Raw genomic sequence first — 12,518 nt, 5'->3', positions numbered from 1 at the left:
AATGAAATGGAGGCGCGGCCCGCGAATGGGCCGCGAAGATGGGCTCACAGACGGTTACCGTCCTCGCCGAACAGCGATGCTTTGGAGAGATCGAGCCCTAGGCCGATCTCATCGCCCGGCTGAAGATCGAGATCGCCCATCACCCGCAACGACAGCGTCGTGTCGTTCCAGCTGAGCCAGACGACGGTGTCCGAGCCCATGGGCTCGATGACCGAGACGCTGGCCGTGATTGCGGCGCTTTCGCCCTTCGCCCGGATGGCTAGGTGTTCGGGACGAAGGCCAAGGGTTGCGGAGCCCGGCTTGGGCTCGGAGGCAAAGGCATAGCTGGAGATATCGACCACAAGATCGGCAGCCTTGAAGAGCAGCTTTTCAGCCTCGCGTTCGATTTTGCCGCTTATGAAATTCATCGCCGGCGCGCCGATGAAGCCGGCGACGAAGAGGTTGGCGGGGCGATGATAGATTTCCGCCGGGGTTCCCAATTGCTGGATCACGCCTTCCTTCATGATGGCGATGCGATCGGCAAGCGTCAGCGCTTCCACCTGGTCGTGGGTGACGTAGATCATCGTGTTGCCGAGTTGCTGGTGCAGCTTCTTGATCTCGACGCGCAGTTCGTTGCGCAGTTTGGCGTCGAGGTTCGACAGCGGCTCGTCGAAGAGGAAGACATCGACTTCACGAACCAGCGCGCGACCGATCGCGACACGCTGGCGCTGGCCGCCGGAGAGCTCGGCCGGGCGGCGATCGAGCAGCTTTTCCAGATGTAGCAGCGATGCGGCGCGCTCGACGCGGCTGTCGATCTCGGCTTTCGGCAGACCGGCGACGCGCAGGCCGAAGGAGAGGTTCTTGCGCACCGACATGCGGGGATAAAGCGCGTAGGACTGGAACACCATGCCGATGCCGCGATCCTTGGGCTCATCCCAGGTGACGTTGTTGCCGGAGATCCAGATTTCGCCGTCGGTGATATCGGCAAGGCCGGCGATGGCGTTGAGCAGCGTGGACTTGCCGCAGCCGGAGGGGCCGAGCAGGACCAGGAATTCCTTGGCGGCGATATCCAGCGACATCTTCTCTATGACGGTGTGGTCGCCATAGGTGATCTTCAGGTCCTTGATTGAAACAGCGGATTGCATTCAGCGTTACCCCTTGACGGCGCCGGCCGCGATCCCGCGGACGAACCAGCGCCCGGACAGGAAATAGATGGCAAGCGGAATGATGGCGGTGAGGATGGTGGCCGCCATGTTGACGTTGTAGTTGCGCTCACCCATCGTCGTGTTGACGATGTTGTTGAGCTGTACGGTCATCGGAAGATTGTCGCGTCCGGCAAAGACCACGCCGAGCAGGAAGTCGTTCCAGATGCCGGTGAATTGGAACATCGAGGCGACGACGATCATCGGAAGCGCCATCGGCAGCATGATCTCGATGAAGATCCGCCAGAAGTCGGCGCCATCGACGCGAGCCGCCTTGAAGAGTTCTTCTGGGATCGTCACGAAGTAGTTGCGGAAGAGCAGCGTCACCAGTGGCAGGCCGAACAGCACGTGCACCAGGATGATGCCGCCGAGGCTGTTGTAGAAGCCCATGACCGCCATGCCGCGCACCAGCGGATAAAGGAAGATTTGGTATGGAACGAGCGCGCCGGCCATCAGCATGCCGAACATCACGCGACCGCCCTTGGGCCGCCAGAAAGACAGCGCATAACCGTTGATGGCGCCGAAGAAGACGGAGATGGCGACGGCCGGGACGGTGATCTTGATGGAATTCCAGAAGCCCATGCGCACGCCGCCGCATTCGCTGCCGGCGCAGGCGCCGGACCAGGCGGTCTTCCAGGCGGTGAAATCGAGATGGAGCGGAAGCGCGAAAATCTGGCCGAGCCGGATTTCGTCCATGGTCTTTAGCGATGTGACGATCATGACGTAGAGCGGCACGGCAAAGAACAGGGCTGCGGAGATCAGGAAGGCGTAGAGGCCGACGCGCGCGACGGTGAATTGCGTTGGCTTCGGGCCACGGGGATGGGTCGTCATAGCGTACCTGCCTGGCGCCGGGCGCGGATGTGTTGGGCATAGCGGAACGGCGCGATGATGATCAGGACGGTGAGCAGCAGAACGGTGGCCGCAGCCGTTGCAAGGCCGAGGTTCTGGCGTTGGAACAGATTGTCCATGATGAATTTCGCCGGCACCTCGGTTGCCGATCCCGGCCCGCCATTGGTGAGTGCGACGACGATATCGTAGGTCTTGATGACGCCCATCGAGAGCAGCGTGCCGGCAGCGGCGAAGGCCGGCGTCATCTGCGGCAGGATGATGGATACGTATGTCCGCCACACCGGAATGCCGTCGATGCGCGCCGCGCGCCATTGCTCGCCGTCTATCCCGCGCATGCCGGCAAGAACGAGGATCATCACCAGGCCGGCACCCTGCCAGAGCGCCGCGATGACCACGGCATAGATCGCGAGGTCGCGGTTGATGATCCAGTCGAAGGTGAAGCTTTCCCAGCCGAGCGCGCGCACGCTGGCCTGCACACCGAGCGTCGGGTTCATCATCCACTGCCAGATCAGGCCGGTGACGACGAAGGACATGGCGTAGGGATAGAGAAAGATCGTGCGGAAAGCGCTTTCGAAGCGCACCTTGCGATCAAGAGCCGCGGCGAGAAGGAAGCCGAGAAACAGGCAGCCGAAGACGTAAAGAATGCCGAAGATGATCAGGTTCTGGAAGGAGATCAGCCATTTCGCCGTCGCGAACAGCTTGGAATATTGCTCCAGGCCGACGAAGTTCCACGACGGAAACAGCCTCGAATTCGTGAACGATAGGGTCACGGACCAGACCATGGTGCCGAGATAGACGACGATCACCGCGGCCCAGGTCGGGATGAGCGCGATCAGCGCCGCCTTCGAGCGGTTATTCTTGCGTTTCATCTGAAGGTCTTTGCTAGAGCGTTTCGAAAGGCCGCCTGCGCCGGTGGTGCGCCGCAGGCGGCAACTGCCCGATCTGTTACTCGAAGATCGCGGCGAACTGCGCGGCCGACGCGTCGATATCGGCGGACGGGTTTGCCCAGAATTCGCCGATGAAGTCGGTCAGCGCGCCGACCTGTTCCGGCGTCGTGGTGATGGCGTGTTCAGGAACGATCTTGCCTTCGGACAGGAAGGTCATGCCTTTCTGCGTGCAGGCATCGAACTTGGACTTGTCGACGTCGGTGCGCACGGGGATCGAGCCCTTGTTGAGCGAGAACTCTACCTGAACGGCCGGATCCATGACCACTTCGGCCAGAAGCTTCTGCGCCGCATCCTGGTTCGGATCGTTGGTCTTCAGGTAGCCAAAGGCATCCGAGATGTAGAGCAGGCCGGGGGAGGCCGGCGAAATGGCGCAGCCGAAGTCCTTGTCGGCAACCTTGCCGGCGGCGGTAAACTCGCCCTTGGCCCAGTCACCCATGAACTGCACGCCGGCCTTGCCGGTGATGACCATGGCAGTCGCGTCGTTCCAGTTGCGGCCGGGAGACCCTTCGTCAACATAACCACGCAGCTTGCCGAAGATCTCGAGCGACTTCTTGACGCCGTCGGAGGTCAGGGCTGCCTGATCCTTGTCGGCATAGATCTTCATGAAGCCGTCCATGCCGACCTGCGACAGGAGCACCATGTTGAAGACCTTGACTTCCTGCCAGGCCTGGCCGCCCCAGGCGATCGGCGTCAGGCCGGCGGCCTTCAGCTTGTCCATGTCGGCGAAGAAGGCGTCCCAATCCTTGGGCTCTTCGGTGATGCCGGCCTTGGCGAAGGCGTCCTTGGAGTAGAACATCCAGCTTTCGCCGTGAATGCCCGTCGGCGTCAGGTAAACCTTGCCGTCGTAGGAGATGTAGTCGTAAAGCGCTTTCGGAAGCATGTCCTTCCATTTGCCGGCGGCAGCCACCTCGTCGATCGGGTTCATCAGGCCCTGTTCGATGAACTCGGCCGGGTCCTTGCCGACCACGACTTGCTTTGCCGTCGGCGGATCGCCGGCGACGAGGCGGTTCTGGAAGGCGGCATTGGCGTTTTCGAAGCCTGCCACGGTGGAGCTTTCCCACACGCCGCCGCGCTTTTCGAATTCCTTCTTGATCGCGTCGACGGCGCGGCCCTCGCCGCCCGAAGTCCAAGAGGTAAAGACCTCGGCCTTCAGTTTGTCATCGGCCTGGGCGAGGCCGACGGCGCCGAGCAGGATGGTGCCGGCGAGCAAGATTGTCATTCTCTTCATGGTTCCACCTCTTCATGGGCCCTCTTTGCGGGGCCGTTGGTTACAGGTTCGGTTAGCGATAGATCGGTAGTAGAGACTGCCGCACGAGGGTCAGGCCATTGGCGATATCGCCAACGGGATCGGGAGCGGCATCGAGCTCGAGGATCGCCCAGCCGCTGAACTGGCGGTCGCGGAGCAGCCGGATCCAGGCCGGCCAATCGACGCGACCAAGGCCGAAACCGCAGAAATAGGGACGATGACGCTCGTGGATATCTTTGCCGATCGGTGTGTCTGAAGGCATCTTAGCGATCGCGTCCTTCCAGTGCGCGATGACCATGCGCTCGTGGTGGCGATCGACGAGCTGGATCGGATCCGAGCCTTCGAGAATGATATGGGCCGTATCGGGGCACATGTGGACGTAGGTGGGGTCGGTGAGCAGCATCAGCAGGTCGACGTCTCGGGCTGCGGCGAAGATCGAGTGTGCTTCCGTGTGAACGGCAAGCTTGACGCCCTTCTTGTAGAGGATCGCGCCCAGCCGGTTGAGGAAATCGGCGATGATCCTGGCCTGCTCGAAATCGCGAAAGCGAACCGGGTCGGCACCCGGTGTCTGGCGCATCGGCGCTCCGATCACCATCACATCGCCGCCGCAAGCCTTGATGAAGTCGGCGTAGAGTTCAGCTTTGGCGATGATGGCGTCCTGTGCCGTCGCTTCTGTGAAGTCGCCCGATGCCTCCAGTTCCGCAAAGAAGCCGGATGCGAGCTGCAGGCCGCGCTTGGAGAGTTCGGCGGCGAAACCTTCGACCGAGCCGTAGGTCTTGATGGCGTCCTGCCAGTTGAAGGGCGAAAACGTCAGCTCTACGCCGGTGACGCCCGAGGCCTGGATGCTGTCGAGGATCTTGTCCCAAAACTTGCGCGGCTCGGACTTGGCGTGATCGATGATCGCATCATAGCTGTCGACGCCCCAGAATCCCGGATGGAAGAATGTAACCAGATCCACACCGAAACGCAGATTATCACTCGACGCCATTGTTCAATTCCTCCGATGAGCACAGGCAACCCGTCGCGAAAGAAAGCTTTCACGGCAAAATTTATTCTGGTAATTCAATATTTTGACGATTGGCAAACGTTTGCCATGCCTTGATATTAGACAAGGCGATAGAAGATGCAATGGCTTTCTTCGATTTTTTGGCAAACGTTTGCTATAAGGGTCTTCGGAGATGCGGCGGCTTTGCCTGGCGCTGAGATTAAGTGGATGGAATGAATGAAGAAAACGGAAGACAATTCATCCACAGAGGGATCGTCCGCTCTGATGGCGGATGTGGCACGCCTTGCCGGCGTTGCCATTTCGACCGTGAGCCGGGCGCTGGCTAACCCCGGCCGCGTCAACGAAAAGACGCGCGCGCGCATCGCTGCCGCCGCCGAGGAGCTTGGTTACACCCCCAATGCGGCTGCCCGCAATCTGAGGGTCGGCAAGTCGAATGTGATCATGATCATTCTGCCGGGATCGCTGCATTACGGCGCATCGCAGATCATTCCTCAGGTGCTGGAGGCGGTGAACCGCTCCGTCATCCGCAACGGCTACAATCTGATGATCGCCAACCTCGATCGCGACGAGAGCTCCGAGCGGCACATCCTCGATCTTGCCTTCGGCGGCACGGTGAGGGGCGCGCTCATCCTTTCATCGCAGCTTCCTGTTGTTGCCAACAGGTCGCTTGCCGAAGCCGGGTTGCCGATCGTGTCGCTGCTTCTAGACATGAGCGAAACGAGCGTGCCCAGTATCATCACGAATGATCGCCAGGCCGTGAAGGAAGCGGCGCGCGAGCTGCTGGCGCTTGGGCACCGACGCTTCTTCTACATTGCCGGTCCGACCGGGAACTACCATGACGTCGAACGCTATGCCGGCCTTGTCGAAGCCTTGCAGGAAGCAGGCCTCTCCGAGGAAAACGTGACGCGCTCGGGCGGTGACCTGTCATTCCAGTTCGGATTTGAGACGGGACTGCAGGCCGCGGCGGAATTCGCAAGCTTCCCCGTAAAACCGACGGCCGTCGTGGCGACGAGCGACGACATGGCGATCTCGTTCATGAGCAAGGTGCAGAAAATGGGATGGATCGTGCCTGATGATCTGTCGATCGTCTCATTCGACGGGTCACCGGTCTGCGAATATTGCGCGCCGCCTCTATCGACCATCGAGCAGCCCATGGAGGCGCTTGGTGAGGCGGCCACCGAGTTTCTGATCGCTCGAATGGAGAAATCGGAAGAGCCACGAGACACGCGTGTTGTCATTCCGAGCAGGTTCATTCGACGCGATAGTATTGGGGTGAACAGGCAATCCGATAGGTAGCGCCCGGCCGAAGCTTGTGCCGGACACTGCGAACCAGAAGCTATATTTTCATTAACATTAAATACTGCTAATATAATGTCGGCGGGACCGTGTTGAGGGTCGGGGCCGCTTCTCACGCTTAAGCGCCATAGCATGTCTTTGTTCCTGGGAGGGAGGGAGCAATGCGAAGGTTAAAGTCTTTTCTCATCGCACGTTCAGATGTGAGCTTGATCGCGCCCACGACGAATATCTTCATCGTCGGGCTGTTTTCGGTGCTTTGTTTTGCTGCGGGGGCGCAGGCGCAACAGCCAACGGATGCGCAGCGCAATGCCGTTCGATCCGCCTGCAGATCGGATTTCATCGCGCAATGCTCCGGTGTGACGCCTGGGGGCATGGAGGCCTTGAGCTGCCTTCAGCAGCACAATGCTTCACTCTCAAAACCGTGTCGCGAAGCGATCTCGAACCTTGACGGGCCGAAGAAGAGTTCGAACGAAAGCCCTCCTCAATCGGATGTGACACCGCCGACAACGACGGCCGCCGCCGCGCCAAAACAGCCGACCTCCGCGCAGCGCGATGCGGTCAAATCGTCCTGCCGATCCGACTTCATGACGCAGTGCTCGGGCGTAACGCCCGGGGGAGTGCAGGCACTTGCCTGTCTGCAGCAACACAGCGCAACGCTCTCGCCATCATGCCAGGCTGCGGTCGGCGCGATTGGTGGAGGTGGGCCAACCCAAGCGACCAACCCTGCCAAACCGCCGGCCGGCGGCGCGGCGGCGGTCGCGACCCCGACAGCGTCTTTCACACCGCGCGAGGAACTCGTCGTCGTGCGCCGCACCTGCGGGCCGGATTTCCGGGCGCTTTGCCACTCTGTACCGCTCGGTGGCGGCCGCGGTATCAACTGCCTGAGAGATAACTTCGCGCGTCTGTCGCCCGCATGCCAGCGGGTGCTGAGCAACGGTCTTTAGCCGCGCTGCCTGATCTCATTTCAGGCTCCCAACACCGCATCTTCAAAACACATCAGACCAAGGTCTGACGTGTCTCCGACTGAGGTCCGACCCCGGAACCTGCAGCAATTACAGCCGTTTGTCTCCCAGCGACAGAGCGTCGCAAAGAAGAGGAGATTAAAATGTCTTTCAAACTTGCAGCGACTGCGATCGCAGCCATCACCCTAATGTCCGGCGTCGCCATGGCGCAGTCGGGGACCGTTAATGGCGCGGCAGGCGGAGCCGTTACCGGCGCTATCGTCGGTGGTCCCGTCGGTGCGGCTGTTGGCGGCGTCACGGGCGCCGTGGTCGGTACCATCATCGATCCGCCGCCGGCAAAAGTCGTCACCTATGTTCGCGAAGCGCCGGCTCCGGCAGCCCCTGTCGTGGTGCAGGAAAAGGTCGTCGTCGGTCATGCCTTGCCAGAGACCGTAGTGGTCACGCCGGTTCCCGAAAACCCGAAATACGGCTACGCGATCGTCAACAACGAGCGGGTCATCATCGAACCTTCGTCCCGCAAGGTGATCCAGGTCATCAATTGATCGCGCTCGGTTGGGCGGCTTGGCGCATGCCGTGCCGCCTGACCCATCGATCCGGCGCCGACGATATGACGGCAGGCGAATGTCCCCACACAACAACAACGGATGACGACAATGAACGGGCTCGCAAGCGTTGCGTTTGGAATAGCCACGGTCGTGGGCACGGTTACGCTCGCCGCATCCGTGGCCTCGATCGGCATGGCGGAGAACACGGAGCACGGCTTGCGCGGTCTGAGGGACGCCGATCTCTGGACGACAGAGCCCACGCGTGTCGATCCCGCGCTTCAAACCTATGAGCGGTTGCCTCCCGCACTTTCGACATATGCGATGGCCGACAGCCGGAGGGTTGCCGCCAAGCGACCGGCCGCGGCCGCGCCTGTGGTCGCCGATATCCCGCCGCCATCGAGCGAAATGTCGGCCGAACATCTGAATTGGTGTGCGTCGCACTACCGGTCGTTTGATCCTGCGACGAACACCTATCGTTCATTCCAGGGCCAAGTTCGCGTCTGCCAGCCCTCATCGGAGAAGAGTGGTGACGTTGTGTCCTCTACGACGCCTGCTGTCGCCGCCCCATTGGCGAACGCGGCAATCTGGTGCGCCAATCGCTACAAATCCTATCGTGCGGAAGACAACACCTATCAGCCCTACGATGGCCCCCGCATGAAGTGCACGTCGCCGACTGAAGCCCAGACGGTCGCCGCAAACGAATAGTCGGCCCATCTGGGACCAAAGCCCGTGTTACCGGCGGGGTCATCGTGGTTAGCTTCCTCGATACGACAGGAGGGCGGGTGATGCCGTCAAAGATGACAGCTGAGATCCGGCAAGCCCGCAACGGCTTGCAGTGGATGGGTCACGATGAGCGCATCGAACTGGTGTCTCGCATTTTGTCCGAGTTGCGCGATATCAGGAAGGACGTGCTGGGGCGTATCCGAGCGGACAAGTGTATCTGGCTCGACACGCTCATCGCACGAGCGTCTTCGGAGCTTATCCAGATCGCCGCCATGGATGATGTGGAATTTCAGTTGGTGCTGATCGAGTTCGAGAAGCTCTTGGGAATCTTTGACGCACCGGACCCCGACCTTCGCCACCTGTCGCCGACGATACATTAGGAGCAACAATGCGTGTTCTGATTGTCGAGGATGAGCCGGCTTTCGCGCTGATGGTGGAAGACATCGCGATGGCCGAAGGCTTCGAGATCGCGGGGATTGCCCGAAACACGGCCGAAGCGATGGAGCTGGCACCGGAGGCTGATATCGCAATTCTGGACGTGCGCCTCGCCGATGGGCTGACAGGGCCGGAAATCGCTAAGCAACTGGTCGAACATTTCAACGTCGGCATCGTCTACCTGACAGGCAATCCTGATCTTGTTGGCGACCGGGACGGCGTACACGTCGTCTTCAAACCACCAAGTGCACCGAGCGTGGTTGATGGCTTGCGCCAGGCCGCGGCGTGGCGCAGCCGCCGTGCGCGGCAACAGAATGCACAAGACGGCGTGGGAAATGCCACGTCGAAACCGCAAAAGCACTGACAGGAGCACATCGTGACAAACATTCGAGCTAGGCACGCCGGCGATGCGGTCGCCGAGATCATGTTGGCGGAGCGGGCGTCGTTGCGGAGCGGTTCGCCTAGTGCCAACGACATGGCCACCGAACTCGAACGTGGCTTCGACCTGCTGTTCTTCCTCCGGGAGATGGACATTCTGGCTGATGAACTCGCCAAGCTTGCCCCATCGATGGATCGGACCGCACTTGAGCTTCGCCTGGCGCAGATGCGGCAGGTGGTCGAATTTCGCCACAAACAGCGGACCGATCGCCCAGAGGTCAAATGAACGACGCGAAAGATCGGCGCAGCGCAGATCCATGCGCCGTCATCTGCGTAGACAAGCGCATAAGGCTGGAAAGGGCGCAATCATGCTTTCAAGGCGCTGCCTGGTGAGATTGGGATGCGGGGCGACGGTCGCCCTTGTTATCTCTGCGATGCCACTGACGCTGAGCTTCGGGCCGTTTCCGGCGCCGACGACGAATGCCGCGCATGCGAAGGACGGCAATAACGGCAACGGCAATGGCGGCGGAAATGGCAACGGCGGCAATAATGGAAACGGTTCCAGCAATGGGAGCGGCAACGGCGCCGGCAATGGAAACGGCTCGGGCAACGCCGGCAACAGCTCCAGCAATGCTGGTGGAAATGGAAAAAGCAACGGAGGCACCGGCGCAAGCGGCAACTCTGCCAAGGCCGGCGGTTCGTCGCCGTCGTCTAACTCCGCATCATCAGCCTCAGGCGCTCAGGCGAGCGAAAGTTCTGACGGAAGTGTCGATGTCCGCCACCGCAACGGCATAACAGAAACGCTGCGTCGCGGCCGCTACATCATGCGGGATTCGAAAGGCCGGACGATCGTGGACAGGCAGGCGACAGCCACTGATGTTCGCCGGCTGAACCAGTTTGTTCCGTAGACTCTAACCTCGGCCGCGCCAGCGCAGGGCAGCCTCGGTTCGATTGGAAACGCCCAGTTTCGTCAGGATCTGCGTCATGTGATGCTTGACGGTCTTTTCCTGCAGATCAAGCCGCAGTCCGATATGCTTGTTGGACAGGCCTTCTCCCACCAAATCCATCACCTCGCGTTCGCGCGGCGTCAGGCTGTTCTTGGATGGGTCCTTGTCCAGTGATACGTCGACCACCTTCGCGGACATCGCTGGAGACACATAGCGGGTTCCCTTGAGGATGGTCCTGATCGCCTCCGCTAGCCCCCTGGAGCCAACACCTTTGAGAACATATCCCATCGCGCCTCTTTGAAGGGCGCCCAAGAGCGTGTCGATCTCCTCGGAAGCAGTCAGCATCAGCACCTTCGTCGATGGGCTGTGCTGCAGGATCTCGCCTATCGCGCTCAAGCCACCGCCCGGCATCGAGACATCGACCAGCATGACATCGGGATGTTGGTCGGCCGCGATCATCGCCGCGTCGTCGCTGGTGGCACCCTCTCCCACAACCAGGAAGTCCTTGATCTCGGAAAGGCTGCGCGTCACGCCTTCGCGAAACAATGGATGGTCATCCACGATCCCAACCGTAATGGACGTCATCTCTGCTCTCCCGTTTCCATCGGTTCGAAGGTCATCGTCAGGATCGTGCCCTTGTCCCCGGTCTTCACTTCGAACGTGCCGCCAAGACTATCGACCCGCTCGCGGAGCCCGACAAGCCCGAGGCTCGATGGCCTCACATGGTTCGGGTTGAAGCCTTCGCCGCGATCACTGACCTCAATCGTAACATGCCCGCGATGAAGGGTGGCCCAAACGGCTTGCTGGATGCCGCCGCCGTGGCGATGGGCGTTGTTCAAGGCTTCCTGAATGAACCGGTAGATACAGATCTTGACCGCCGCCACAGGCTCCGAGCCGTCCTGCTCGATCACCGTGTTGACGGTCGTATCGGTTCTCATTTGGTGGGCCTCGGTGACGCGGTTGACGATTTCGGCAAATGAAGCCTTTTCGATCTCCGGAAGCACCAGTCCCTTGCAGATATCCCGGATCTCGGTCATCGCCTCGGCGAGGCTGGAGCGGATCCAGGTGAGCTCCTTCTCACGCTCGTCGGGCAGCGTTTCCGCGCTGATCAGCAATTCGCTGTCCAGCCGCAGCGACGCGTAGGCGATGTGCTGCGCCGGACCGTCGTGGAGATCGGCGCCGATGCTGCGCAGGTAGGTCTCGTTCAAGGATGCAGCACGCTGGGATGCACGCTGGAGCCTACCCTGCAGCCCCTTGTTTTCGGCAAGCAATGCGGAGAGTTCTGCAACGCGTTTGGCGAGATCCCTTTGCTGGTCCTCGATCGTTCGGCTCCCGCGAAAAACCAGTCCTGACAGGACGGCGAAGAATACGGATGTGAGACCTGCGACGCCAAACCAGCCCCACAATCTCGCCCGCGTCAGGCTTTCACCCAGCCCTTCGGCCGTCTCGTAAAATTCGAGAACCGCAACGGCTTGGCCCGACCAGGGCTGGAGCACGGGGTTATAGATCTCCATCAAGGGCTTGCCGAGCGAACGCTCGGTGGTACTCTCGGGGTCGTCAGCGAGCTCATAGCGCGCAACCAGCGTTCCGGCGAATGCCTGGCGAAGCTTGTCGTTGACAGTGAACTGTTTGCCCACGAGTGCCTTGTCGTTGGAGTAGAGAATTGTCCCGTCGCCGCGCCACAGCTTGAACGACACCAATCGCCGTCCAAGCGCTCCTTGCCCAAGCGTCTCATCGAGCGCCAGCGCGCTCGCCTCGTCGAGCGGTGCAGCCTTCTGCATGTCGGGAAGGAGCGGAGCAACGACACTATCGACATAAAGGGCGGTCGCGGCGCCGGAATTGTGGATCACGGCATCCTCGATGACCTTCGACACGAGATAGCCAACGATGAACATGGCCGCCAAACTAACAAGCCCGCCGACTACGACAAATCGCAGCGCGAGAGAGCGGGCCGTCCAGCGGGAAATCCAGTTCATGATCAACCAGTTGTAACGAGGTCCCCG

15 protein-coding genes are annotated in these 12,518 nt (G+C 60.8%); 8 read left to right on the top strand and 7 right to left on the bottom strand.

Going from position 1 to position 12,518, the window contains the following annotated elements; all coding sequences use genetic code 11:
* Positions 1-44: 44 nt before the first annotated feature.
* The 5 genes from J5286_RS27645 to J5286_RS27625 all read right to left on the bottom strand — a co-directional run bounded on the left by J5286_RS27645 (position 45) and on the right by J5286_RS27625 (position 5,211).
* Positions 45-1,124, bottom strand: coding sequence for an ABC transporter ATP-binding protein (locus tag J5286_RS27645; protein ID WP_209193178.1), 1,080 nt, complete (start codon positions 1,122-1,124; stop codon positions 45-47).
* A gap of 6 nt (positions 1,125-1,130) precedes the next feature.
* Positions 1,131-2,012, bottom strand: a complete 882-nt coding sequence (locus J5286_RS27640) for a carbohydrate ABC transporter permease (protein ID WP_209193177.1) — start codon at positions 2,010-2,012, stop codon at positions 1,131-1,133.
* Positions 2,009-2,899 (bottom strand): carbohydrate ABC transporter permease, encoded by an 891-nt coding sequence (locus tag J5286_RS27635; RefSeq protein WP_209193176.1) that lies wholly within the window; start codon positions 2,897-2,899, stop codon positions 2,009-2,011. Before J5286_RS27635 ends, J5286_RS27640 begins: the two co-directional genes overlap by 4 nt.
* 76 nt (positions 2,900-2,975) lie before the next feature.
* Positions 2,976-4,205 carry an ABC transporter substrate-binding protein gene (locus tag J5286_RS27630; RefSeq protein WP_209193175.1) on the bottom strand — a complete coding sequence of 410 codons (1,230 nt, stop codon included), beginning with the start codon at positions 4,203-4,205 and terminating at the stop codon, positions 2,976-2,978.
* Between the two features lie 52 nt (positions 4,206-4,257).
* Positions 4,258-5,211, bottom strand: a complete 954-nt coding sequence (locus J5286_RS27625) for a sugar phosphate isomerase/epimerase family protein (protein WP_209193174.1) — start codon at positions 5,209-5,211, stop codon at positions 4,258-4,260.
* A gap of 234 nt (positions 5,212-5,445) precedes the next feature.
* Between J5286_RS27625 and J5286_RS27620 the strand changes: the two genes are divergently transcribed.
* The 8 genes from J5286_RS27620 to J5286_RS27585 all read left to right on the top strand — a co-directional run bounded on the left by J5286_RS27620 (position 5,446) and on the right by J5286_RS27585 (position 10,476).
* Positions 5,446-6,525: a LacI family DNA-binding transcriptional regulator gene (locus J5286_RS27620; RefSeq protein WP_209193173.1), complete on the top strand. Its 1,080-nt coding sequence runs from the start codon at positions 5,446-5,448 to the stop codon at positions 6,523-6,525.
* Between the two features lie 206 nt (positions 6,526-6,731).
* Complete coding sequence (locus J5286_RS27615) at positions 6,732-7,469, top strand: hypothetical protein (RefSeq protein WP_209193172.1); 738 nt, start codon at positions 6,732-6,734, stop codon at positions 7,467-7,469.
* Positions 7,470-7,630: 161 nt separating this feature from the next.
* On the top strand, positions 7,631-8,029 hold the full coding sequence (locus J5286_RS27610; RefSeq protein WP_111564995.1) for a DUF1236 domain-containing protein: 399 nt from the start codon (positions 7,631-7,633) through the stop codon (positions 8,027-8,029).
* A 111-nt stretch (positions 8,030-8,140) separates the two neighbouring features.
* Positions 8,141-8,737, top strand: coding sequence for a BA14K family protein (locus J5286_RS27605; RefSeq protein ID WP_209193171.1), 597 nt, complete (start codon positions 8,141-8,143; stop codon positions 8,735-8,737).
* 80 nt (positions 8,738-8,817) lie between these two features.
* Complete coding sequence (locus tag J5286_RS27600; RefSeq protein WP_111564997.1) at positions 8,818-9,135, top strand: hypothetical protein; 318 nt, start codon at positions 8,818-8,820, stop codon at positions 9,133-9,135.
* An 8-nt stretch (positions 9,136-9,143) separates the two neighbouring features.
* Entirely contained in the window at positions 9,144-9,554 is a 411-nt protein-coding gene (locus tag J5286_RS27595; RefSeq protein WP_209193170.1) for a response regulator, read from the top strand.
* A 12-nt stretch (positions 9,555-9,566) separates the two neighbouring features.
* Positions 9,567-9,854, top strand: a complete 288-nt coding sequence (locus tag J5286_RS27590) for a hypothetical protein (protein ID WP_209193169.1) — start codon at positions 9,567-9,569, stop codon at positions 9,852-9,854.
* A gap of 79 nt (positions 9,855-9,933) precedes the next feature.
* The gene (locus J5286_RS27585) at positions 9,934-10,476 is read left to right on the top strand and encodes a hypothetical protein (protein WP_209193380.1); all 543 of its coding nucleotides are present in this window, start codon (positions 9,934-9,936) and stop codon (positions 10,474-10,476) included.
* A gap of 3 nt (positions 10,477-10,479) precedes the next feature.
* On the opposite strand, the gene J5286_RS27580 is transcribed toward J5286_RS27585, so the two are convergent.
* Both J5286_RS27580 and J5286_RS27575 read right to left on the bottom strand, forming a co-directional pair.
* On the bottom strand, positions 10,480-11,100 hold the full coding sequence (locus tag J5286_RS27580; RefSeq protein WP_209193168.1) for a response regulator: 621 nt from the start codon (positions 11,098-11,100) through the stop codon (positions 10,480-10,482).
* Entirely contained in the window at positions 11,097-12,491 is a 1,395-nt protein-coding gene (locus J5286_RS27575) for a sensor histidine kinase (protein ID WP_209193379.1), read from the bottom strand. The genes J5286_RS27580 and J5286_RS27575 overlap by 4 nt, the downstream gene beginning before the upstream one ends.
* Positions 12,492-12,518 lie beyond the last annotated feature (27 nt).

This window comes from Rhizobium sp. 16-488-2b, from assembly GCF_017741815.1.
In the GTDB taxonomy this organism is placed as follows: domain Bacteria; phylum Pseudomonadota; class Alphaproteobacteria; order Rhizobiales; family Rhizobiaceae; genus Rhizobium.
This window is presented reverse-complemented; position numbering and strand designations above follow the sequence as displayed.

Bases quoted from the DNA above. Each gene is read 5' to 3' on its own strand.
- J5286_RS27645 (WP_209193178.1), bottom strand. From the start codon at position 1,124: ATGCAATCCGCTGTTTCAATCAAGGACCTGAAGATCACCTATGGCGAC.
- J5286_RS27640 (WP_209193177.1), bottom strand. From the start codon at position 2,012: ATGACGACCCATCCCCGTGGCCCGAAGCCAACGCAATTCACCGTCGCG.
- J5286_RS27635 (WP_209193176.1), bottom strand. From the start codon at position 2,899: ATGAAACGCAAGAATAACCGCTCGAAGGCGGCGCTGATCGCGCTCATC.
- J5286_RS27630 (WP_209193175.1), bottom strand. From the start codon at position 4,205: ATGAAGAGAATGACAATCTTGCTCGCCGGCACCATCCTGCTCGGCGCC.
- J5286_RS27625 (WP_209193174.1), bottom strand. From the start codon at position 5,211: ATGGCGTCGAGTGATAATCTGCGTTTCGGTGTGGATCTGGTTACATTC.
- J5286_RS27620 (WP_209193173.1), top strand. From the start codon at position 5,446: ATGAAGAAAACGGAAGACAATTCATCCACAGAGGGATCGTCCGCTCTG.
- J5286_RS27610 (WP_111564995.1), top strand. From the start codon at position 7,631: ATGTCTTTCAAACTTGCAGCGACTGCGATCGCAGCCATCACCCTAATG.
- J5286_RS27605 (WP_209193171.1), top strand. From the start codon at position 8,141: ATGAACGGGCTCGCAAGCGTTGCGTTTGGAATAGCCACGGTCGTGGGC.
- J5286_RS27600 (WP_111564997.1), top strand. From the start codon at position 8,818: ATGCCGTCAAAGATGACAGCTGAGATCCGGCAAGCCCGCAACGGCTTG.
- J5286_RS27595 (WP_209193170.1), top strand. From the start codon at position 9,144: ATGCGTGTTCTGATTGTCGAGGATGAGCCGGCTTTCGCGCTGATGGTG.
- J5286_RS27580 (WP_209193168.1), bottom strand. From the start codon at position 11,100: ATGACGTCCATTACGGTTGGGATCGTGGATGACCATCCATTGTTTCGC.
- J5286_RS27575 (WP_209193379.1), bottom strand. From the start codon at position 12,491: ATGAACTGGATTTCCCGCTGGACGGCCCGCTCTCTCGCGCTGCGATTT.